Annotated in this window: 19 protein-coding genes; 1 reads left to right on the forward strand and 18 read right to left on the reverse strand. The window is 45.0% G+C overall.

Annotated features, from left to right (window positions below):
• Window positions 1-2541: protein kinase (locus MUP17_12135; GenBank protein MCJ7459720.1), on the forward strand; the 2541-nt coding region annotated here is incomplete at its 5' end.
• A gap of 216 nt (window positions 2542-2757) precedes the next feature.
• On the opposite strand, the gene MUP17_12140 is transcribed toward MUP17_12135, so the two are convergent.
• The 18 genes from MUP17_12140 to MUP17_12225 form a co-directional block, all read right to left on the reverse strand.
• Entirely contained in the window at window positions 2758-3951 is a 1194-nt protein-coding gene (locus MUP17_12140) for an ABC transporter permease (protein ID MCJ7459721.1), read from the reverse strand.
• Window positions 3941-4684, reverse strand: a complete 744-nt coding sequence (locus MUP17_12145; protein ID MCJ7459722.1) for an ATP-binding cassette domain-containing protein — start codon at window positions 4682-4684, stop codon at window positions 3941-3943. Before MUP17_12145 ends, MUP17_12140 begins: the two co-directional genes overlap by 11 nt.
• Window positions 4685-4721: 37 nt before the next feature.
• Complete coding sequence (locus tag MUP17_12150; protein ID MCJ7459723.1) at window positions 4722-6125, reverse strand: GWxTD domain-containing protein; 1404 nt, start codon at window positions 6123-6125, stop codon at window positions 4722-4724.
• Between the two features lie 55 nt (window positions 6126-6180).
• Entirely contained in the window at window positions 6181-7485 is a 1305-nt protein-coding gene (locus tag MUP17_12155; GenBank protein ID MCJ7459724.1) for a GWxTD domain-containing protein, read from the reverse strand.
• A gap of 111 nt (window positions 7486-7596) precedes the next feature.
• The gene (locus tag MUP17_12160; protein ID MCJ7459725.1) at window positions 7597-8847 is read right to left on the reverse strand and encodes an ABC transporter permease; all 1251 of its coding nucleotides are present in this window, start codon (window positions 8845-8847) and stop codon (window positions 7597-7599) included.
• Between the two features lie 87 nt (window positions 8848-8934).
• On the reverse strand, window positions 8935-10155 hold the full coding sequence (locus tag MUP17_12165) for an ABC transporter permease (protein MCJ7459726.1): 1221 nt from the start codon (window positions 10153-10155) through the stop codon (window positions 8935-8937).
• 140 nt (window positions 10156-10295) lie between these two features.
• Window positions 10296-10979 (reverse strand): ABC transporter ATP-binding protein, encoded by a 684-nt coding sequence (locus MUP17_12170; GenBank protein MCJ7459727.1) that lies wholly within the window; start codon window positions 10977-10979, stop codon window positions 10296-10298.
• A gap of 4 nt (window positions 10980-10983) precedes the next feature.
• On the reverse strand, window positions 10984-12216 hold the full coding sequence (locus tag MUP17_12175) for an efflux RND transporter periplasmic adaptor subunit (protein MCJ7459728.1): 1233 nt from the start codon (window positions 12214-12216) through the stop codon (window positions 10984-10986).
• A 31-nt stretch (window positions 12217-12247) separates the two neighbouring features.
• Complete coding sequence (locus MUP17_12180) at window positions 12248-13564, reverse strand: TolC family protein (protein MCJ7459729.1); 1317 nt, start codon at window positions 13562-13564, stop codon at window positions 12248-12250.
• Window positions 13565-13585: 21 nt separating this feature from the next.
• On the reverse strand, window positions 13586-14323 hold the full coding sequence (locus MUP17_12185; GenBank protein ID MCJ7459730.1) for a YIP1 family protein: 738 nt from the start codon (window positions 14321-14323) through the stop codon (window positions 13586-13588).
• Window positions 14324-14895: 572 nt separating this feature from the next.
• Complete coding sequence (locus MUP17_12190) at window positions 14896-17238, reverse strand: sodium-translocating pyrophosphatase (protein ID MCJ7459731.1); 2343 nt, start codon at window positions 17236-17238, stop codon at window positions 14896-14898.
• A gap of 106 nt (window positions 17239-17344) precedes the next feature.
• A complete protein-coding gene (locus MUP17_12195; protein MCJ7459732.1) occupies window positions 17345-18073 on the reverse strand; it encodes an energy transducer TonB in 729 nt (242 codons plus the stop codon).
• Window positions 18074-18075: 2 nt separating this feature from the next.
• Window positions 18076-18621 carry a biopolymer transporter ExbD gene (locus MUP17_12200; GenBank protein MCJ7459733.1) on the reverse strand — a complete coding sequence of 182 codons (546 nt, stop codon included), beginning with the start codon at window positions 18619-18621 and terminating at the stop codon, window positions 18076-18078.
• Between the two features lie 41 nt (window positions 18622-18662).
• Window positions 18663-19133 carry a biopolymer transporter ExbD gene (locus tag MUP17_12205; protein ID MCJ7459734.1) on the reverse strand — a complete coding sequence of 157 codons (471 nt, stop codon included), beginning with the start codon at window positions 19131-19133 and terminating at the stop codon, window positions 18663-18665.
• On the reverse strand, window positions 19133-19861 hold the full coding sequence (locus tag MUP17_12210) for a MotA/TolQ/ExbB proton channel family protein (GenBank protein ID MCJ7459735.1): 729 nt from the start codon (window positions 19859-19861) through the stop codon (window positions 19133-19135). Before MUP17_12210 ends, MUP17_12205 begins: the two co-directional genes overlap by 1 nt.
• Window positions 19862-19953: 92 nt before the next feature.
• Window positions 19954-20664: a hypothetical protein gene (locus MUP17_12215; GenBank protein MCJ7459736.1), complete on the reverse strand. Its 711-nt coding sequence runs from the start codon at window positions 20662-20664 to the stop codon at window positions 19954-19956.
• A gap of 70 nt (window positions 20665-20734) precedes the next feature.
• Complete coding sequence (locus tag MUP17_12220) at window positions 20735-22456, reverse strand: tetratricopeptide repeat protein (GenBank protein MCJ7459737.1); 1722 nt, start codon at window positions 22454-22456, stop codon at window positions 20735-20737.
• A gap of 46 nt (window positions 22457-22502) precedes the next feature.
• Complete coding sequence (locus MUP17_12225; GenBank protein ID MCJ7459738.1) at window positions 22503-22730, reverse strand: hypothetical protein; 228 nt, start codon at window positions 22728-22730, stop codon at window positions 22503-22505.
• Window positions 22731-22954: the final 224 nt, after the last annotated feature.

Here is a 22954-nt window from a genome sequence, read left to right on the forward strand (position 1 = left end):
ATGATCGGCAAAACAATTTCGCATTACAAGATTTTAGAAAAGCTGGGTGAAGGTGGAATGGGTGTGGTCTATAAAGCCCAGGATACCAAGCTGGATAGAATTGTAGCTTTAAAGTTTCTGCCCAAGCATCTCTTATGCGATAGTGAAGCCAAAATCCGATTTGAGCATGAAGCCAAAGCTGCATCTGCCTTAAATCACACCAATATCACCACAATTTATGAGATAGATGAGGTCGAGGGTGAATGTTTTATTGCTATGGAATATATCGAAGGGAAATCTATTAAAAAACTGATTGAAGAGAAAAATCTATCATTAAAAGAAGTCATTGATATAGCCAGCCAAGTATGCGAAGGTCTGGTAGTAGCACATGAGAAAGGGATAGTTCATAGGGATATTAAATCTGACAATATAATGGTTACCCCCAGAAGGCAGGTCAAGATAATGGACTTTGGTCTGGCGAAGCTCAAAGGTGCTTCAAAAGTTACTAAGACTGGCTCAACCCTGGGAACTCTGCCATATATGTCTCCGGAACAGGCTCAGGGAATAGAAGTTGACCGGCGTTCAGATATTTTTTCTTTCGGTGTGGTCTTGTATGAGATGATTACTGGACAGCTTCCATTTAAGGGGGAGCACGAAGCCGCGATAATCTACTCGATTTTGAACGAGACACCAGAGCCACTTGCGCGGTACAAATCGGGAGTAAGCGCCGAACTCCAGAACATAATCAATAAGGCATTGGCAAAAGACAAGGGGCTGCGCTATCAGCACGCCGATGAATTAGCGGCGGACTTGAAGCGGTTGACATCTGCGAGCGGTCCCGTTCCCGCCACACGCAGGCGCGGAGTGCGGGTACTGCTGCCACTGATTGCTGTGCTTGTGCTGATCTCTGCTGCCTTGATTTTCAAGCCCTGGCGGATCGTCATTAAGCCATCCGCAGAGACGGCGACTGGCCTCAAGCGAGTCGTGGTGGTACCGTTCCAGAATCAAACCGGAGACGCGTCGCTTGCTCCTCTGGGACGTATGGTTGCAGATTGGACCACTCAGAGCCTTTTACAAACAGGCTTAGCTGAAGTTGTTCCTCCGGAAAAAGTGCCTGAGCTTGAAAAACTCAAGAGTGTCCGCTCCATTGCCAAGGCGACCGGTGCAAGCATGATTGTCATGGGCTCCTATTATAAACTGGGCGAGACTATCCAGTTTCAGGCAAAAGTCATGGATGCCAAGGAGAAGCTTCTTGTGGCGATTGACCCTGTAGCCTCGCCTGTCGCAAAAACCATGGACGGAGTTGAAGCTGTGCGCCAGCGGGTGCTGGGCGCCCTTGCCTTTGTACTGGATAAACCGGTGGAAGGATATTTAGGCACAGGATTAAAGCCTCCAAGTTACGAGGCGTATCAACAACATATCCAGGGAGTCGATCTGTTTTTGAAACAGTTCGACTATCCCGGAGCAATTGAGTATTTCAAGCGAGCTTACGCCATCGATACACAGTTCATTTCTCCATTGTTCTGGGCTGGTTTTGCTTATGGGAACCTCGGGCAATTGGCACAGGCAGATTCCCTGGTACGATTTCTTAATCTGCGCCGTGCTCAACTCACTCCTCTTCGACAATTACATCTCGACTTTCTTAGCAGTTCGGTTTCAGGTGACCGGATGAAAGCTCTGGACGCCATGCGAAAAGCAGCCAAGATCGCGCCTGGATCTATCGATCCTTATGATTGGGGTCATGATGCATATCGGGTAAATCGCCCTAAGGAGGCGATCGAGGCGTTCAAGACGGCTAACCAGGAACAACAATGGCTCCCTTATTGGAATTTCTTCACTGCTTCATACCACTTTCTGGGGGAGCACGAGAAAGAGCTCGAAATTGCCAAACAGGCCCGCAAAAGATTTCCGGACTCTTTCAGTCCCTTACAATATGAAGTCCGTGCTCTCGCCGCCCTGGGGAAGATCGAGGAGGTCAAGAACCTTATTGAAGAAAGTCTAACCCTTACTAAACCCGGGTTTACTACAGGTTCTCCTGGAGGTACGATGAGAATTGCCGGAGAAGAATTGCGCGCTCACGGGTATGCAGACGCTGCCATGAGAAGTTTTGACCAGGCAATTCAATGGTACAGAAGCAGACCGGCCGAAGAGATGGATTCCCTCCTCCGTTACCCCTATGGCCTTACACTGTATGACGCTCGCAGATGGGAGGAGGCAAAGAGCATTTTCGAGGAACTTGCTAAGAAGTCGCCTGACAACATAGAGTATCAAGGGTATCTTGGTTTTATAGCCGCCCGGCAAGGTGATCGAGAAAAAGCGTTTAAAGTCTCCGAGTGGCTTAAAAACCTGAAGAAGCCATATCCTTTCGGTGAGCAAACTTATTACCGTGCCCGTATTGCGGCGATTCTGGGAGAAAAGGACCAAGCTGTAACGCTGTTGAAGGATAGCTCCTTGCAGGGATTCTGGTCCGGTTTCCAGTGGCGCCAGTTGCACACGGACGTTGATTTTGAATCGTTGTGGGATTACCCGCCGTTCAAGGAGATGTTGAAGCCGAAAGGGTGAAGGATTGAATCATTGAACATTACGAACTCACCCTATATCCCTCTCTTAAAAAGAGAGGGACTTTTACCCCTTCTCTTCTTAAGAGAAGAGGCCAGGGGGATGAGTTCAGAAGCACCCATTGGACAGCTACCAAATTAATCCCCTCTCCCCTTATGGGAGAGGGGATAGGGTATAGAGAAATAATGAGTTCACCCTCCCCTACAGCCCTGTTAAAACTTATGTCCTGAAAAGAACTTGCTCTTTTTCGAAAAGCCGGCGGGTGATAAAAATCGCTATTGAAGCGTAAACGGTGGTGCTCAAGAAAATCAGCCCGATAAACCCCCAATGATAAGTTCCTAAAAGTACTTCCTTCAACACCAGGCTTGTATTTATGACCGGAATAAAAGCCAGCCGGGCAGATAGCTCAAATCCTGGCAAAAAAGAAACCATAGCCGGCATGATAATCACGATTAGCAGAGGAGAAAGATAACTCTGAGCCTCTTTGTAAGACTTGGCAAAAAGCGAAAGGGAAAGAAGAATCGAGCTTGCCAGACAACAATAGGGAATCATAAGTAAAAACAGGATTAAAATGGAAAGGGGATTGACGGAGAAAACCGCACCTTTACCCATCTCCTCGAACCGGGTAAAGCTGCTTCCCGCGGTGATAACCATACTGCCAGTAGATACGATGGAGGTGATCAGGGAGGCGGTGAAAACAGCCAGGAATTTACCTGAGGTGATCTCGCCCCGAGAAGCCGGAGAGACCAGGAGCGTCTCCAGAGTACCTCTTTCCTTTTCACCAGCAGTCAGATCGATTGCCGGATACATCGCACCGGTAAGAGCCATAATCATAATCATATAGGGCAAAAACATTGCCAGGAAGAATCCTCCCATCTTCTCCTTAGGAGCCAAGTTTTCCTTCTGAACCTTCACCGGATGAAGCAAGGACCTATCTACCTTTTTGACTTTCAACCTTTCTGTGACCACGCTATCCTGAAAGATCTTGAAAAGATTGTCCAGCTTGCCTGAAGCCATTTCCGAGCGGATCTCTGCCGCATCATAGTAGATTTTAATCTGAGCCGAATCTCCTGCATCGATCTTTTTCTCGAAATCTGTGGAGAACTCCAGTGCGGCTGTGATCTTTTTGTCTTTTAGCGCGGTCTGGTAATCATTCTCCTGAACAATTTCAAATGATTTGTCCGCCTGCAACTGAGTGAATAAAGCCGGAGCATTGTCTCCGCCAATGACCACTATGGGATTGACCCTTTGAGCCGCCTGTTTAGTCATCTTTATCATCAGAGAGCTCATTCCGAACATCAAAACCGGGAAAAGGAGAATGGGAATTAAAATCATCGAGATCAGGGTTCTCCTGTCCCTGAGCATGTCCTTCATCTCTTTGAGATAGATGATTTTTGCCTTCTTAAAATTCATGCTCTTCCCCTACTAATTTGACAAAGATCTCATCTAAGTTTTTCAGCCCTACTGCATCTCTAAGTTTTTCTAAGGTGCCCACTGCTAAGATTTTTCCCTGGTGAATGACCGCTATCTCATCGCAGAGCTTCTCTGCCTCATACATTATGTGAGTGGAGAAAAGAACGCATTTATCCTCTTCTTTTGCCTTCCGGATGAATTGGATGATGTTTCTGGAGGTGATCACATCCAGTCCTAAGGTGGGCTCGTCCAGGATCAATATCTTTGGATTATGGATGATGGTACGGGCTAAAGATACCTTTTGCTTCATGCCGGTGGAGAGCTTATCCACCCTCCGGTCTCTGAAACTTTCCATATCGAAGACCTTGAAAAGCTCATCCGTCCTTTTCTGGATCAAATCTTCCTCTAAACCGTTTAATCTGGCAAAATAGGTAACTGTTTCCTGCGCGGTCAGCCGGGGATAAAGGGCAGTATCAGAAGAAAGAAAACCGATATTTGACCTCACCTTCTGAGGGTCTGATATAATATCGAAACCATTGATTTTTGCAGTGCCTGAAGTAGGTTTCAAAACTGTGGAAAGGAGCCGCATCAGTGTGGTTTTGCCTGCTCCGTTAAGTCCCAAAAGCCCGAAGATTTTTCCGGGCTGGCATTCGAGATTGACATTATCCACTGCCCTGATCTCTCCCCTTTTTTTATCCTGAAATGTCTTGGAAAGGTTGAAGGTTTTTATCATTCTCTATATTTAGTTTCGCCAACAGCAGGTTCACGTCTCAGTATTGAGACGACTGATTGCTGTTCAGTTTGTCCTCCCAGGATGAGTCATACACCTCTCCTCTGGCGGTGGAATGAGCTAACCTGTAAACGCCGTATCCCTGCTCATCTGCGAAGATGAAATAAACCCCACCCTGGATGTGGTCATAATACCATTTCTCCCACGCCTTTGCGGACATAGACACGGGGTACCTTTCGATATTATCCGGCTCTCCATATACTATGTAGACCTTTCCCATATCGGTTTTCCATCCGTCCTTTTTCCAGGAATCTTTCCCCTCCTTGGTAGTGGAGTATCGACGCTGAGCTTCTTCCCATCTTCTGTAATATTCGATCTTAAACTCGTTTTCCGGAGTCGAGGGGTCCGGGTCTTTTCTCTTCCAGAATTCAGTTATGAACTGCCTTTTGCCGGATAAATTAAGCTGGTCGTACATCCTCAATTCATCCTTGCTGGCGATGTAGGTGAGAATTTTTCTTAAATTCTTAGCTTCCTCTTCGGTCCCAGGCTCTCCTGCTGCTTCCAGCATTGGCGAAGCCAGGACCTGAAAAGGTTTGGTTCTTTTAGTCTCCTCTCCAGAAGTAAGGTCTTTAGCCGATACCTGAAGGAAATAGTTGCCTGGCAGAAGCGAACCTACATTCAGAGCGCTGACCACTACTGAAGTATTTCCCGGCTTGGTATGTATCATTGAGCCATAATCTTTGGGATTTGAGCTGTTAGAATCCAAGACTGAAAAGCTCAAGGAATATCCCTTCTTGTTGCCCTCTGAATCGAATCTGAGGTTATAGACTTCTGCATACAAATAAAGTAACCCCTGTTTCGCGATATATTCCCGCCTGGGGTTAGGTAATATTTTCATCCCTGACTTGATGAATTTTACCTCAGTGGTGTCCTCTTTTAAATCCAGAGCTAACTGGATATCGCTAAGCTGCAAGGAATCGGTTTTGAAATCAGGGATAAAAAGCTGAGCTTTTTTTATCCCAGCCTTATTGGAATTGAGGTCTAAAGTCTTTAGCTCTAAAGAATAAGTCCCGGCTGGCAGTGTATCGCCCAAGACATCTATCAACTGGGCATCCGAGCTTAAGACTTTCGCCGTGTCCTCGACCAGGTTTCCTATCTGCCAGCTTTTCTCTTTGACTGTGCCACCCTTCTGATCTTTTAAGGTAAGTTCGAGGGATATGACTGCTCCGAACCCTTTAGGTTGCTGCAGATATTCCAGCTCTTTCTGCTCCAGGGAATAATAGATTTCCAGATAGCTTTTGTCTATGTCCGGCAGATACTTGAAAACCGCATAATCTAAATCTATTTTTAGTGAATCAGCGGAGAGAACCTGCTTCTGAGGGAACCACAGAGCCAGAAATAAGACCCAGGCTAAATCTGCCTTGATTTTTGATTGTTTTTTCATCACTACCTCCGTCCATTAATTTATTTAAAAAAATAAGAGCTTTAAATTCCTTTTTTCATCTCCTGCCATCATAAGGATATCGAAGCTCATATTCTCCATATCCGTTCACATCCACGAACAGGAATTTACGATTAAGGCGATAATAATACCAGACCTGGTAAGCCCGAACGTCCAGTTCAAAGGGGTGTCTTTCCACTTCATCCGGTGGACCAAATTTGACATAGACCATTCCCATATCCGTTTTATATCCCTTCTTATCGTAGATCCCGAAATGCTCATTGGCATATTTTACCCTTTTATAATATTCATCCATCAATTCGTTCTCCGGGGTATCAGGAGTAGGGTCCTTCGATTTCCAGAACTCTCTCCATTTCTTGATCCTTTCCTCTTTTCCTTTGGTCTCCCTCAGCTCTTTTAGTTCTTTATCCGAAGCTACGTACCGTAAGAGATCCACTGCCCGGTCCCAGTTCGTGTTCACCTGATAAAGAGGAGACCACTCTACCTTTAGTTCCTTTTGAGCCTTGGCTATGAGATTACCTCTCCGGTCAAAAAGCTTAAGACGAATGGTGCAAGCCTGATCCGGCACTGAACTCAAGTCAATTTTTTTGAAACCATATAAAGTCTGATCAAAAGCTGGCAAAAGTGTGGCACTGGAGGTATCCTTCAAAACTATCCCTTTATCGCTTCCTTCCAGCTCGTAGTCCAAACGGTAATCTTCTACTCTACGCGCAGGAAGTATGCCGTAAAGCTCAAAATAGATCCAGAAAAAACCTTCCGGATCTCCGAACAGATCAGACACGCTGGGAATAATCTTTTCCCCTCTTTTGGTGAATTTGGAGGAGTCCTTACTCTCTTCAACACCGCGCGCTAATTCTAAACCGCTGAACAGAGGCTCATCTATTCTGGTCGAAGGCAGGGGGATCATTTGCTCTGACTTTGACACCCGGTTGGAGTTATGGTCATTAAGCGTGAAACTCAGTTTATATTCTCCGGCCGGTACGAACAGATTAACCTGGTTGGTCAGGAAGGCGGTAGCGGATTGGGTCTCTTGATAAGTATCAACTGCAAATTCTTCCTCATGTGAGCTGGCGGTATACTGTTTACCCTTATAAAAAAGGATCAGCTCGATCTCATAGCTTGCTTTGAACTTATCCTGATCCTTTACAAAGGTCATCTTGTCGTTGATGATTTTATAGTAGATCTCTAACCTCCAATTATCCCCATCTCTGAAATAGGCATAATCTACAAAAACGTCCTGCTTCTCCGGTTCTTCCTGGTATCCGAAATCAGTTTGCGAAAAGGCCAACGGGAGAAAAAATAAAAACAACGCTGGTAAGAGAAATGCAATTTTTACCTTCATTTTTTTCCTGGCTTATTATAAATAAGTTTTAGGGAAATATCCATAGAAATTTATTCTGAACCTCACATTATAATTACACATACTTCCTTTTTTCCGTTTGGACTTATACTTTTATTCGTACCTGAGGGAGACTATGGGATCGACTTTAGCCGCCCGGTAAGCCGGATAGATCCCGAAGATTAGCCCTACGCTAACTGCCACTGAGAAGCCTATGATCACCCAGGGTACGGAGATGCTGGCTGGCAAAGGGGTGGTTAAAGCAATTAATTGGCTCAAAACCACTCCCACAACTATGCCCAGGACCCCTCCTGTCCCGCTCAAGGTCATAGCCTCGATCAAGAACTGCCAGACTATGTCTCTCTTTTTTGCTCCAATTGCTTTCCTTATGCCTATCTCCCTGGTTCTCTCGGTAACTGAGACCAGCATTATATTCATCACTCCGACTCCACCCACAAGCAGACCGATGGAGGAGATCACCACCATTGCCAGATAGACCCCGGTTGTTATCTGATGGTACACGTTCATCAGGTCATCCTGGGTGGAGACAGCAAAATCGTTAGGTTTGTCCGGGGGAAGGGCTCTTCTTCTTCGCATAAGCTCTGTTATCTCATCAATTGCCTTAGATATAACGTCCGGGGACTTTGGCCTGGCAATTAAGAGCAAACCCTTCTCCTGCGGATATAGCTTCATAAAAGTCCAGTAAGGCAGGAGGATAAAATTATTCATACTCCCGCCCAAAATGTTGGGCCTTTTCTCCATTACCCCGATAACTGTAAATTTCTTGGGTGAAAAAGTCGCTCCACCCAGCAATATCTCCTTGCCTATGGGGTCTAAGTACGGGAACAGCCTCTCTTTCACGTCCGGCCCTAAGACCACGACCTCTGCCCGGTAGTTTACGTCTGAATCTGTGAAAAATCTCCCTTCTTTCACGAAATTGTTGTTCACCACCTCATACTCTGGCAAAACACCGATCAGCTCGAAACGCGTGTCCTCTTCTTTTCCGAACTTGGCTATGTGCGAGCCAGGTCCCCAGTTCTGGGGAGAGACCTCGCTTATCGAGGGACAGTACTCTCTCACTGCTATAGCATCTTCAAAAGTGATCTCCTTACGTTTTCTTTCCTCTTCTGAAATGTTTCCCAGGCGGATTCCGATCTTGAACTTGGTCACATAGATGACATTTGACCCTAAGGACTCAATCTGTTTTGCCATGCTGTTATTTAAACCCTGGATGATGGAGACCATTCCTATGACCGCAGTTACTCCGATTAGAACGCCTAAGATCGTTAAAAAGGAACGCATCTTGTTACTTTTCAGCGAAGCCCAAGCCATCAGCATTCCTTCTTTTATTTCAAAGAGATTCATCTTTAGTCCTTAATCGTTTTACATCTTACGTCTGACGTCTTACTTTTTTCCTCACTTTTTCTTCTTCCTTTTTCCGTCTTCCTTTTTTTATTCATGCCTCAGGCAAACTATCGGGTCCAGCTTGGCGGCTTTCACCGCCGGAAAGATCCCGAAGAAAAGACCTACCGAGGTGGCGATGATCAGTCCGGTGATGACAGACCAGACTTCAATGGTTGCAGGAAGCGGACTGAATGCCGCCACTACCTTAGCCATTATGCTGCCCAAGATAATCCCGATCGAGCCACCCACCAGAGATAAGGTCACAGCTTCGATCAAAAACTGCCACAGGATATTCTTCTTTTTTGCACCCACTGCTTTACGGATACCTATCTCTCTGGTTCTTTCCGTCACCGAGACCAGCATAATGTTCATGATGACGATGCCTCCTACTACCAGAGCGATCGAGGAAACCCCGATCATTACTATGAAGGCAGTTGAAGTGAAATTGCGGTACATCTCCATAAAAGTGTCGCTGGTCATAATAGCGAAATCATCCGGCTTATCATAAGCGACGTTCCGTCTGGCTCTCAAGACCAGGCGAACCTGGTCCTGTGCCTCCTGCATCGAGCCAAAACTCTCCACCTTGACGAAGATAGCCAGAAATCTTTTGGTTCCGAAAAGTTTGTTAAAAGTGGTGATCGGGATCATAACGAAGTTGTCCTGGCTGAAGCCCAGGAAACTCCCTCTTTTTTTTGCAACCCCTACTATCCTGAAATAATAGTTTCCAATTTTTATATCCCTATCCACTGCGTCCTGGCCAGGGAACAGATTGTCTGCGATGTCCCAGCCAACCAGAACCACTCTTCGGTTATGCTCGTTTTCAAATTCAGAAGGGTACCTGCCGCTGCTCAAATCGATGGACGATATCTCCGTGACGTTGGCAGTGGTCCCAGCTATCTCCACATCGCTTAAGTATTTCTCTTTATATTTGACTTTTTTATAGGTTACCACTTCTGCCCCAACCTTCCAGCACAAAGTGCATCCCTGTTTAACTGCTTCCATATCATCTAAAGTTAGGTCTTTTCTTTTGAGAACCTTCAGATAATCTTCCTCGCTCATTACCGTGCGCCAGCCGCTGTCCACAAAAAAGGTGGTGGAACCCAGGGTCTTGATCTGGTCAGCCACGTAACGGTTCATCCCAGCTATTATGGAGACTACTGCGATGACAGTCATCACCCCGATTATCACCCCTATCAGGGTGAGAATAGACCTGAGCTTGTTTGCCACAAGTGATTTTAAGGCAACCCCTATGCTTTCCAGGAACTGCAATTTTTCCTCCGTTCAAAATAATTCTTTGGAGGTCTGGAGTGCAAACCTTTAGGTTTGCCAGAAAGATTGATTTTTTTGAAGACTCTGAAGTAAAGCTAAAGCTTTACACTCCAGCCTAGTAATCTTCCTGCTAACTTAAGTTATTTCATCTTTTCATCCTTTTCTATTTTCCCATCCCGGAGATGTATGGCCCTATGCGCATGTGCAGCTACATCTGCCTCGTGCGTGACCAGAATGATGGTATTACCTTCGGAATGGAGCCGGTCGACCAACTTCATTATCTCAGCGCCAGTGGCTGTATCCAGATTACCCGTGGGTTCATCCGCTAAAATCAGGGAGGGGTTGTTCACTATTGCCCGGGCAATTGCCACCCTCTGCCTTTCACCACCGGAAAGCTCGTTCGGCTTATGAGTCATTCTCTCCTCTAAATCCACCATCTTTAGAGCTTTTTTTGCTTTCTGGATCCTCTCTTTTGACTCTGTGCCATTATAGATTAAAGGAAGCTCCACATTATGTAAAGCTGTTGCCCGGGGCAAAAGATTAAAGGTCTGGAAAACAAACCCTATCTCCTTATTGCGGATGAAGGCCAGCTCATCATCGTTCATCTGGCTCACCAGCCTGCTGTTGAGATAATATTCTCCCTGAGTGGGTGTATCCAGGCAGCCGATCAGATTCATCAGAGTTGATTTGCCTGAGCCAGAAGGTCCCATAATGGCTAAATACTCCCCCTTTTCTACTTCCAGATCAACCCCCCGCAGGGCTTGAACCTGGACCTTTTCGTTTCCGATCTCGTAGATCTTCCAGAGATTCTGGGTTTTTATCAGCACCTTAGCTTCCCTCTTTCTTCTCTATTTTTTTCTCTATCTTAACCTTATCCCCATCCTTCAGGGTTCTGAGGATCTTATAGCTCCCGGTTATTATCTGGTCATTCTCCTTAAGCCCGGAGACTATTTCCATATTCTGCTGGTCAGCAATACCGCTTTTGACAGGGACGAACTTAGCCCTCCCTTTCTCCACTAAGAAAACGCCCTCGATCTCCTTTTTCTTCTTCTTGTCTTTCTCCTCCTTTACCGAGGATGCCAGGGCTTCTGATTTGTCCTTTTTGGACTTAGTGCTCAAGCTGTCTTTCTTCTCCTCCCGCATTACCACCGCTGCGATCGGAATGTTAAGAACGTCTTTATGGGAAGCAGTGGTAATATCCACAGAGGCAGACATTCCAGGCTTTATCCCTTTGACCTCATCTAAGATCAGAACCTTAACCAAGAAATTGACCACCTGATCCTGGGTGCCGTAACCTGTGACTTTAGCGGTATTCCCTATCTCCGAGACCTCGCCTTTAAAAGAGGTATCCGGAAAGGCATCGATTTTGATTTTGGCTTCCTGGACTAATTTGGTTTCTGCAATATCTGTCTCATCCACCTCTACTTCTACTTCAAATGCAGACAGGTCTGAGATGGTCATAATCTCAGTGGGATTATAGGTGGCACCGGCCACCATCTCCCCTTCTTTTTTTAAAAGCTCGGTGATCTTCCCGTCCATGGGAGCAGTGATGGTGGTCTTGGCTAAAAGGTCTTCAGCCTGTCTGAGCGATGCCTGACTTTGATCATACTGTGCCTTAGCAACATCATACTGGGTCAAAGAGGCATCATACTGCTCTTTGGAGGTGAGGCTCTTCTCAAAAAGCTTTTGCTGTCTCTCATGGAGAAGTTTTGCCTGTTCAAAATTAGCTTCAGCCGAATTCAACTGGGCTGTGGCTTGAGCTACAGCCGATTTGTATTCCGAAGGGTCGATTTGCACTAAAAGCTGCCCTTTTTTAATTATGTCTCCATCTTTCACTGGAAGACTTATTATCAGTCCTGGAACAGTGGCACCGATCTTAACATCTTTTTTAGCCTGGACTTTACCGCTCCCTGAGACTACGGAGGCTAAGTCACCCTTTTTGACCTTGTCAGCCTCCACTGTATAGACTTTCTCACCTGAGCGGAACAGGTTTAAAAGGACTATCACCACCACTAAAATTAATACACCTACTATGATTATGATTTTGCTTCTTTTTTTCATACTACCTCCTCTAAACTATGACTGAAGCTGCTTATCTGGCTGTGGCCTTCTCGAACTGAGCAACTGCTAAGTTATAATCATACAGGGCTTGCACCTGGTTATTTTTGGCTGTTTTATATGAGACGTTGGCATTCAGTAGGTCTAATATCGATGCCGCACCTAAGTTATATTTCTCCTGGGTCAGTTTCAAGTCCTCCTCAGCCGACTTTAAAGCATCATCCGTCAACTGAATTTTACGTTCTCCTTCTTTTACCAAAAGATCTGCTTGTTTTATTGCCAGGACTAAATCTCTTTTATTCTGTTCCAGATTGTCTTTGTTCAATCTGACCTGGGCTTTGGCACTTCTCACCTGAGAGGTGGTCAGGAAACCTCCAAACAGATTTAACCTGACATTGATCCCCATATCCCAGTAAACATACTTTTTCCAATCGTTGATCGATTCAGGAAATCGGACGTTGTTCCAGTTATAACCCCAGCCAAAAGATATGTCAGGATAATTCGCACTTCTGGCTACAGTTAAGCCGGAATGAGCCTGGTTGACTCCCATCCTGGCTTTATCTATCTGCGGATGGCTTTCCAGAGCTTTCCTTGTTTCCTGCTCTACATCTGCATCTAATTTTGTGTACTCCAGCCGTGCATTGATCTCCAGAGGAGTGTTTACATCCAGACCTAACAAGCTGTTCAGAGTGGCTTCGGCCAATTTAACATTGTTCTCGTTGGTAATTAAAGTCAGGCTATCGTTCCCTAACTGGACCTTAGCTTTAAGATAATCAGAAAGCGAGGCCGCGCCCAGGTCATACCTGGCTTTTGCCATTTTTAGCTGTTGGAGACTAACGTCTACTGCATCTTTCTGGACATCGTATAGCATCTGGGCTTTTAACAGATCATAGCATCCCTGTTTGACGTTTAAAGCCACTGATTTCTCTGCCAGTTTCAGATCATCCCAGGCTGATCTCTTACCGTATCTTTTCAAATTGTAATTGGCTAAATTAGCACCTCCATTGAAGACCGGTTGAGTCAGACTAAAGTTAAAAGAGTACTGGTCTACAGAAGGGGAGGTTTGATCCACCTTCTGTCCATAGAAGTCCGTGCTTACGGTATGCTGTCCTCTTCTTGACCAACTGGAGGAAAAATCTATGCTTGGCAGAAGGCCCGAAAAGCCCCCTAAAAAGTTCCATCTGGCTGACTGGTAATTCTCCTGAGCAGAACGAGCCGGAAAACTATTCTTCAGGGCGATATTCACACAGTCGTCAATGGTTAGAACTTTTTTTTGAATTTCCTGTGCCTGAGCTGAATAGAACCACAGGAGAACCACTAAAAGAACTGAAAAGACCGATTTCTTTCTCATTCTGACTCCTTTAAAAAGTTTTTACCAGGTAACCGGTATTCCCGAAACAGACATTCCCAGGATACCCAAACCTGTACCGAGAATTACCAAGATAAGCCAACCAACAAATGCTGCAATGAAGGCTTTCGTAGAGGAGAACTTATATAGAACAGTTATTCCTAAGGCTATCAGGATTAATTGCCAGATGGAAAATATATCTAATGCTGAAAGCAGCATATGCCTGATCTTGTTATAATCGCCTGCCATCAAGATTGCCAAGCTGGTTTGCACATCAGCAGAATTCTTGGCTAAAATTAAAGGGGTTTTAAGGATCGATCCTAAAGCCGGAATAAAGAAGGTATAAGTTACGATAGATAAAAGCTTCTTATAGCTACTCTCTCCACCTAATATAATATTGCAGAAAAAATAAACTACGGAGGTCAGAATTAAAAGCCAAATGAAAGCCACGATCGGTGTGCTTATCGCGGCGGTTATCCTTTTACCAGTAGTGACATCAGCCATCTTCTCCAGGACCTCCGGAGCAGAAGCAATCCTGGTACTCTGTGAAACTAACTCTTTTTGTAAAAGAAGATTCTGAGGCAGGGTTATCTCTGCCACGATCACACCGATTACCACGATAAGTATAAGAGCTAAAAACCAGGTGGGTTTAAAATTCAAATAATTGAAAACTTTTCTGGGCTCAAAAAAAATCCCGGAAATCCTGCTGACAAATCCCATTCTCACTTCTTGAGTCTCGATGGGCTTTAATTCTTCTTCCATTTTACCTCCGTTTAAAAAAATGACATTTCACTTTATTTTAACGTAATAAAACCAAAAAAGTTTCAAAAATCAATCTAAAAAGGAATTTAAAATTATGACCTAAGAAGTATAGTATATCGAGGTAGTAGCAGGGACAAGCTCGTAGCGTCAGGCTTTATGCCCGACGTTTAGCTCTTTGTTGGTGTCCCCACCAACAAAGAGAGGATGTCTCATTGTTTGTCTATAAGCCAGAATCAGACAAAATGCTCCTGGAGGATGATAACATCCTCGACGAGCAGAATCTTATTTTGAGCTTTCTGTCGGGTCAAGGGACCCGACAGCCACAGAGTCGACAGGAGTTCGTAGCATCGGGCTTTATGCCCAACGTTTGTTCTTACTCTTAATGGTCAGTTTTAACCGACTTTAGTAGGGGTCCCGCTAACACGCCACTAAAGTGGCTCCGAACAAGACTTTTTCGGACAAAGTTCGTGGTGTGGTTTTTCTGCTTGATGTTTACAGAACAGTAAAAAAAATCAAGCAGTCAGGTGGTAACACCTGACTACACTAAGCATAACATCCTCTACGAGCAGAATTTATTTTCTTCTTTTACTGATCAACAACGCGCTCAGGAGCACTATGACAGCCACAATTGCCAGTGGGGCTTTGAGTCCGGGAGGAAGCTGACTTTTTCCGATAAGCAAAGGCAGAAAAAGGATGGAAACTAAATTCATCACCTTGATCAGAGGGTTAAGAGAGGGCCCGGCAGTATCTTTAAAGGGATCGCCCACCGTATCCCCGATCACGCTAGCCTTATGAGCTTCTGAACCTTTGCCTCCGTACAGCCCTGCCTCGATCGTCTTTTTTGCATTATCCCAGGTTCCGCCTGCATTGGAAAGCATAACTGCTAAGAGCTGACCAGTCAAGATAGTTCCGGCTAAGAACCCGCCTAAACCGTCCACACCTAAAAGAAATCCGACTATCAAGGGTGAAAGTATAGCCAGAAGCCCGGGGGTTATAAGCTCTTTTTGAGCAGCCGCCGTGGAGATGTTAACACATCTGTAATATTCCGGTTTGGCTTTTCCCTCCATCAATCCGGGTATTTCTTTGAACTGCCTTCTCACTTCTTCCACGACTTGAAAAGCAGCCCTGCCCACTGCTCTTATGGCTAAGGAGCTGAAGAGAAAAGGCATCGCTCCTCCGATCAACAGGCCTACGAATGCATTGGGCAGGTTGATCTGAATACCTCTTTCGAAAAATTTGTAAGCCGGATCAAGTAAGTTTATGTCCGAACCGTAAGACCTGAACAGAGAAACTGCTGCTACTACTGCCGAGGCGATAGCAAAGCCTTTTGTCACCGCTTTAGTGGTATTTCCCACCGCATCTAATTTATGCACTATCAGATGAGCATCCGGATTTTTATCCTCTTCTAAGACCTTTGACATCTCGAAGATACCGTTAGCGTTATCTGATACTGGTCCATAAGAATCCATTGAGACGATGAATCCGGTTGTGGTGAGCATTCCCATTCCGCATAAAGCTATCCCGTAGGCGGCTAAGGCCAAATCCCCGCTAAAGATCAGGTTCGAAGTCAATATCGCGGCGCCTATGACGATGATGGCTAAAACGGTCGACTCCATCCCTTCAGAAAACCCAGCTAAGATGGTAGTTGCTGCACCGGTCTTGGTGGCGCGCGCAGTCTCTTTGACCGGGCTATATTCCACTGCAGTATAATATTCTGTCAGGTAACTGATCAAAACTGCCAGCACGATTCCGGAAAAAGTCGCCCAGAAAAACCTCATATCCGGAGCGCCGGATGCGGTTTTTATGTAGAAATAGTTTATCAACCCGAATCCGATAGTGGAGACCAGAGCCGCGACCACAAACCCGTTCTGGATGGGCCTCATCGGGTTAAAGTCTTTTTTATCTTTTCCCTTCACTCTCCAGGTGCCCAGGATAGAAGCGAATACCCCTACAGCCCTGACTAAAAGCGGAAAAACAATCAATTTTAAAGCCAGATCCTTGCCAGCAGGGGTAGGGTTGAAGACCGCATAGGAAGCTCCTAAGATCATAGCGGCAACTAAGGTGACCTCATAAGATTCAAATAGGTCTGCTGCCATTCCAGCACAATCTCCCACGTTGTCCCCTACAAGATCCGCAATCACTGCCGCATTTCTGGGATCGTCCTCCGGAATCCCTGCTTCGACTTTGCCCACCAGGTCCGCTCCCACGTCTGCTGCCTTGGTGTAGATTCCACCGCCCACTCTCATAAATAAGGCTACAAGGCTTCCGCCGAAACCGAACCCGATCAGGACCATCATAGCCTTTTCCTTGAAGAGCATAAAGATGACTGTAGCTCCGACCAAACCCATTCCGACGGTGAACATACCGGTTACGGTGCCAGACTGAAATGCGGTCTCCAGAGCATTTTTAAATGAGGTTCTGGCAGCGTGAGCTACCCTCACGTTCCCCCGAACAGCAACTGACATACCGATAAGCCCGGTCATGGCTGATAGAGTTGAGCCGGCTAAAAACGCCAGCGCGATCCCCCAGACCATTTTCCAGTCCGGGGTTCCGTCAGGAAGTAGGTATATGTTTTTATAGACAAAAAATAATACAATCGTCAGAAGTATGATGAAGAAAAATAAAACCCTGAACTGGCGGGTAAGGTAGGCTTTTGCTCCTTCCTGAATTGCTTTTGCCACCTCGATCATCTTAGGTGTACCCTGATCCTTTTTTATCACCTTGAAAGCTAAATAAAGCCCGTAAGCTAAACCTAAGATGGCAGAGAGCAGAACGAAATATAAGGCCAAGTTGACTGTCCGGTCAAAAGGAGGCAAAAGGACATTCTCCTCCCCGGCAAAAAGCTTGACCGGAAGTGAAGCTAAAAAGAAAGTGGATAAAAAAATTGATGCTTTAAAATTGAAGCATTTCGGCATCTCTCCTCCCTAAAAAAAAATCGCTCCTGATAAAAAAAGGCAGTTTTAAGAAAACTGCCTTATTGACTTTTCAATTAATGAAACATTCTGCCTTAAGTAGTCTCCCTTATTTCAAATTAAAGTCCACCTTGTACTGTACCCGGACTGCCACCGGCTGGTGGTTGCTTATGGCTGGCTTATATTCGTTCTGCATTGCGGCTTTAACCGCCTCTTCGCAGAAGATGTCAGCGTTCACGCTCATCTCTTTCAGGCACCTGGCATCCCTGACTTTACCGCGTTTATCCACCAGAGCCTCAACCCAGATTTTCCCTTCGACACCCGATTTTCTGGCCAACTCAGGATAGCTCGGTTTAACCCATTTAATGGGTACAGGAGCCTCTTCGTAAGGCACGAACTCTCCTGGCGCAGGCAGATATTCTTCCGGGGCTATCTGAATGGATAATGATTCACCCTTACCTGTTCCCTCAGTAGACACAGTGGGGTTCTGCAAGACCCCTAATTCTGCCTGGCTGGCCAGGGTCACTGTTTCCTTAACCTGATCATCCGGAACCGCTTTAGGAACTCCAACTGACGGCGCTGCAGCCGCGGCTGGTGCAGCTACTGCTATCTGATGAGCCACGTTCTGGGTCAGGGAAGGAGGCGCTCCTAACTCGAGAGGGGTTCTGATAGTTATTACCCTTTTTGCTACCGGCTTCTGAGCTGTGATATGAGAAAAAAGCATAAATGAACCAATTAAGATCAAATACACCAGGGCAGAGATAATTACTGCAATGCTAAAGTTTCTCTGATAGACCCTCTTAAGCTCAAAGGCTCCATAAGGCGTTGCGACTCTCATTCTTACTTCCCTCCTTTCGGCTGAAGCTTACCGGTGATAAGCCCTTGATCTTCATCCGTAAAAGGGGCAAAGCTGAAACGGTAACTGAAGTTACGGTTTTTCTCTTGCATCTGCTTTTCCACTAATTGTATTTCGTCCACTATGTCGATCATCTTGTAATACTTGGCTTCCTTGTCGATCTTGATAAGGGTCACCAGCTTGGGCTTTTCCTGATTCTTTCTTAGAAGGATGGACCTTAAAGAATCAGGGGGAATAGGTTCCGGCTTTTCCACTCCCATATTCCAGTACATCTTCCCTTCCGAATCTACCCTCAAAGTAAAAAGGTTAGATTCCGCAATGGGTACTGGCTGGTCCTCTGGAGGAAGGTTGATCTCCATCGCCTGTGGAAGACTGAAGATCGTGGTCACCATATAGAAGATCAGCAGAAGAAAGGCTATATCTACCATAGGGGTCATATCTATTCTTATCCCCAATCTCTTTTTCGGTCTTCGAAGCCCTCCGGTCTTTTTCCCTCGAGGACTCGGTCCTCCTACGTCAACCGCTGCCATAGAAATTCACTCCTTAGACAAAATTGCTCTAAAAACTATTTTTAACTTCCCGCCTCGATCTCAGTAACTAACTGGAAGCGGGGCATATGATTATCGCGCATGGTGTTCATCAGTGCTTGTATGATCCCATAATGGGCTTCCTTGTCTGCTTTGATCACCACAAATATCCCAGGGTATTTGGCCCGGATCGACAAAATCGTTCCAGCTAATGTGTTCAGGTTGACATCCTCGTAAATCCTTTCCAGGACCTGCTCTTTTTTGCCTTGAATCTCTACCTGTTTCCTATTCACATAATCTACGGCAATGCTGTCGTCTTTGGTAACGGTTATGTTCAAAATATCTTTTTCCGGCAGCTTGATTTGGGAATGGGAAGCTGGCAGAGCCACTGATTTTTTTTCCGGGGGTTTGAACTGGGTAGTGGACATATAGAAGATCAAAAGCAGAAAGGCGATATCCACCATAGGGGTCATATCGATTTTAACCCCTATTCTCTTCTTCATCCTCTTTAACATTACTTCTCAGCCTCCTTACTCTTCAAAAGCTGTAAGACCTCGTAAGAAGCCTCGTCCATCGTATAGTTGAAAGCATCCACCTTATTCACGAAGAAATTGTAAGCCACGATCCCGATGATGGCAGCCAGAAGTCCACCAGCCGTATTCACCAGAGCTTCGGAAATTCCGGTAGCCAGCTTCATAGCGTCGATAACTCCACCGACCCTCTCGGAGGTTGCCTTAAAGGCTCTTATCATTCCGATAGTGGTTCCTAATAGCCCTATCATGGTGGCAATCGAGGCGATAGTGGATAAGGCGATCAGATTTCTCTCCAGTAACGGGACCTCCAGGGCATTAGCCTCTTCAATTGCTCTCTGGGTTTCGCTCAAGCGTTTTTCAGACGAAGTATTTCCTTTTAACTGCTGGTATCTTTCGATGCCCGCTCTTAAAACGTTAGCGGTTGTGCCTCTCTGTTTGTCGCATGCGGCAATAGCTCCATCGTAATCCCCTTTGTCCAGCATGGTTACCACATTCCTGAAAAAGGACTGGACCGAAGCTTTACCCCGGGCTTTCCTTAAAGTCAAAGTCCTTTCTATGATAAAAGATAAAAGCATTACTAACAAACCGATCAATAATCCTACCAGTGGTCCTCCCAATCTCAGATAATCCGGCAGCATCAATCCCCAGATTATAAAACCGATGGCAATTGAGACTATCAGGACTAAGGTTATAAAGATCGATTGCTTCATACAAATACCTCCTTAAAAAGTTTAAAAATTGAGTTAATATCTCGTTTTTTTCTTTGCCTGGAGACTATCTCATCCTGACCTCCTTAATGCTCTTATAAATCATTAGCTTTAACGCTGTTCAGTGTCCAGCATCCCAAGCTGATCCACAAGCCAATCCCGGAGATGCTCACTAAAGTTATCACGTCAAAATTATCTTTAAGCTGGTTCACTCCAAAAGCAGATGCCAGTGGAGTAGCTATTCCGATTATCGATATGATCACGGCTACTATCCACAAAAAGAAAGGGATGAAGTTGAGCCTGAGAGTTTTTTTGACCTTGCGAAGATACCCTCCTTCCGAATTCGTTTTACTGTACAGGGCAAGCAAATTGAGTATTCCAAAGAGCAGAGAAGTCAACATCGCTACTGGAAAAATGATCGTCAGAACGCCCAGAAGAGCACCGCCCAGGCCAGAGTAAGTCATCAATGTCCCGAAATTAAACAGGTACTGCAAGACATTGTAGCGCATGACGCTCTCCCCACGGGTAAAAGTGAACCAGGGAAGGAAAAGGCACAAAATCATCAAAACGGAAGTTACGGTCAAAATCCATTTCTCCACCGGGGAGAAAACCGGCACCGCTATAAGGCTATGATCCCGCTCCTCCCTCTCCCCTTTTTCCTTTCTTTTTTTGACCTCTTCTAAATATCTTTTCTCCTCTTCTGGATCTCTCCAGAATTTCTTGGCCCTGGAAGAATAAACGTCAAACCCGATATATTTATAGCGCAGGTCATCTTCTCTTTTCTCGCCCTTTTTCTCTTCGACCATCTTTCTCCTCTGTATTTACAATTGGTACTTAGTTTTTATTCCTTGGATATTCGATTATAAATTATTTAAATCAATAGTTATACTCCAGGAAATCCAGCCGATCTTTTGCCAGCTTGTTCTTGGGGTCTAATCTTAAGACTTTTCGGTATGCTTCCTTAGCTTTCTCATACTGGTTAGTTATATCATATGCCTGTGCCAGCCAGAGATTGAAGGAGATGTCGCTGGACTGACAGTTAACTGCTTCGGAAAGGGGTCTTATCGCCTCGCCCGCCCTGTTCAGGGTGAGGAGAACATATCCTAAGTTCCCTTTTGCCTGACAGTCCTGAGGATTAAGCTGGAGTATCTTCTCATACTCATCCTTAGCCGCGGCATAGTCTTTAAGCTCGCTTAAGTAAATATAAGCCAGGTACTGGTGAGCCTGAAGATAATCCGGCTTCAACTCCACCACTTTTTTGAGCGGGTCTAATGCATCCTTAAACTGCTTCAGATTGACATGGCAGTAAGCCAGGTTAAGATAGCTGTTGAAGCTGGTTGAGTCCAGGTCGATTTTCTTTTTCAAAGCCGGGATGGCATCCGAGTATCTTTTAAGCTGGTAATAGGCTAAACCCAGGAAGGAATAAGATTCGCTGTAGGTCGTGTCCAGTTTTACTGCTAAGTTAAGAGATTCAACTGCTTTTTCCAGGTTCAGTGAATCTCCTAGATAAAAATGTACCTTCCCGTTGTTCATTAAGAAATCTCTATCTTTTATAGTCCACTCGAAATTGTTTTTACTGGTATAGCTTCTCTGATAGTTTTCAAAAGCTGAGGCTGCCTCCGGATACATCTTCTTATCCTCATAGCTTTTGCCCAGGAAATAGTAAGCTTCGGTCAGACTAGAATCTAGCTTGACGGTTTTGTCCAGGTTCGTTACAGCACTGTCAAGTTGATACATATTGTAAAATGCTTTTCCTAAGCCCAAATAAGCCTGGGGATTATTCTGGTCTAATTTGACGTATTCATTATAAGCCCAGCCAGCTTCAGGATATTTCTGGGCTAAGGAATAGATGCTTCCTAAGTCTAAGTAAACCGATTTGAATTTCGGCTCTAAAAGAACGGTCTTCTTAAAAGCATCCGCGGCGGCGTTGAAATCCATCTGGGTAAGATAAGCTTTTCCCAAGCTATAGTAAACGTCTGCTTTGGTGGAATCCAGGCTGATTGCCTGCTTGTATTCATCGATGGCAATGGAAGCCACACCCTTTTGCAGATTCACATCCCCCAGGTTCTTGTGATACTCGAAATTCTTAGGATCCGAAGAGATGGCTTTTCTAAAACTGATATCCGCTTCCTCCAATTTCCCCTGTGCCATTTGCACCAGACCTACTCCATTTAAGAATTCTGCGAAGTTCCTTTTTATCTCCAGCCCCTGGTTAAAGGTCTGCAAAGCCTGGTCATAAGAGCCTTTCTTCAGATAAGACAGGCCGAGTTTATATATGGCTTCTGCATATTTCGGCTTCCGGTCTATGGCATTCTTCAACTGGGCGATAGCATCATCCCACATTCCTTTTTCAAAATAGCAAGCCCCCAGATAATAGTAAGGCTCTGGCTCTGTCGGTTTTTTGTCTATATAGGCTTTTAGCAGGTTTATGGCAGTATCGTAATCCCTCTTCTGGTATGCTTTTTTCCCGCTCTCCAGATCCTGGCATCCGGCAGTTATGTACAAACTCAAAAGAAGAATCAAAGCTGTAAGCCAGACCCGGGCAATTATCTCTTTTCTTCTCATCAGACCCTTACTTAAAAGCTTTAAAGTTATCATAAATCCTTTCTCTGTCAAGTATTTTATTTCTCAATTTTTAGTTTTTTTATTCTTTTTTCTCCTCAATCTTTTCTTCCTTCCGGTATCTGTTTCTTAAGAGCAAAAACCTCACCACACCATAAACCAGTATTATCCCTCCAAATATACTACGAAAATCAGGAGGCATACTTCTGAATATACCCGAAATAATCAATAGACCCAGAAGGATTAATACCGCGACCAGTGAATAGTTAAAAGCTCTTTCGAATTTTGAGGAACGACTGTTCAGAACCAAAAATCTCCACTCTATATAGCTCGCTTACCAAAAACTGTAATTCATTGACATAATTTTAACTTAAAATTCCATTTTGTCAAGTCTAAATTTAAGACAAAGTTAAACTTGAGCAAGAACTCCCTGGTGATATGTTTAGTTTTTCAAAGGGCAAAAAATCCCATTTTAAGCCTACAAATCTCATACCAGAAAAATCAATTATTTGACCTTTAAATTTCCCTTGAACT

Source organism: Candidatus Zixiibacteriota bacterium (genome assembly GCA_022865345.1).
GTDB lineage: Bacteria > Zixibacteria > MSB-5A5 > MSB-5A5 > RBG-16-43-9 > RBG-16-43-9.

Excerpts from the sequence above, each read along its gene's own strand:
- MUP17_12140 (MCJ7459721.1), bottom strand. The coding sequence starts at position 3,951 with ATGAATTTTAAGAAGGCAAAAATCATCTATCTCAAAGAGATGAAGGAC.
- MUP17_12175 (MCJ7459728.1), bottom strand. The coding sequence starts at position 12,216 with ATGAAAAAAAGAAGCAAAATCATAATCATAGTAGGTGTATTAATTTTA.
- MUP17_12145 (MCJ7459722.1), bottom strand. The coding sequence starts at position 4,684 with ATGATAAAAACCTTCAACCTTTCCAAGACATTTCAGGATAAAAAAAGG.
- MUP17_12185 (MCJ7459730.1), bottom strand. The coding sequence starts at position 14,323 with ATGGAAGAAGAATTAAAGCCCATCGAGACTCAAGAAGTGAGAATGGGA.
- MUP17_12200 (MCJ7459733.1), bottom strand. The coding sequence starts at position 18,621 with ATGGCAGCGGTTGACGTAGGAGGACCGAGTCCTCGAGGGAAAAAGACC.
- MUP17_12210 (MCJ7459735.1), bottom strand. The coding sequence starts at position 19,861 with ATGAAGCAATCGATCTTTATAACCTTAGTCCTGATAGTCTCAATTGCC.
- MUP17_12195 (MCJ7459732.1), bottom strand. The coding sequence starts at position 18,073 with ATGAGAGTCGCAACGCCTTATGGAGCCTTTGAGCTTAAGAGGGTCTAT.
- MUP17_12160 (MCJ7459725.1), bottom strand. The coding sequence starts at position 8,847 with ATGAATCTCTTTGAAATAAAAGAAGGAATGCTGATGGCTTGGGCTTCG.
- MUP17_12190 (MCJ7459731.1), bottom strand. The coding sequence starts at position 17,238 with ATGCCGAAATGCTTCAATTTTAAAGCATCAATTTTTTTATCCACTTTC.
- MUP17_12220 (MCJ7459737.1), bottom strand. The coding sequence starts at position 22,456 with ATGATAACTTTAAAGCTTTTAAGTAAGGGTCTGATGAGAAGAAAAGAG.
- MUP17_12205 (MCJ7459734.1), bottom strand. The coding sequence starts at position 19,133 with ATGTTAAAGAGGATGAAGAAGAGAATAGGGGTTAAAATCGATATGACC.
- MUP17_12215 (MCJ7459736.1), bottom strand. The coding sequence starts at position 20,664 with ATGGTCGAAGAGAAAAAGGGCGAGAAAAGAGAAGATGACCTGCGCTAT.
- MUP17_12150 (MCJ7459723.1), bottom strand. The coding sequence starts at position 6,125 with ATGAAAAAACAATCAAAAATCAAGGCAGATTTAGCCTGGGTCTTATTT.
- MUP17_12155 (MCJ7459724.1), bottom strand. The coding sequence starts at position 7,485 with ATGAAGGTAAAAATTGCATTTCTCTTACCAGCGTTGTTTTTATTTTTT.
- MUP17_12180 (MCJ7459729.1), bottom strand. The coding sequence starts at position 13,564 with ATGAGAAAGAAATCGGTCTTTTCAGTTCTTTTAGTGGTTCTCCTGTGG.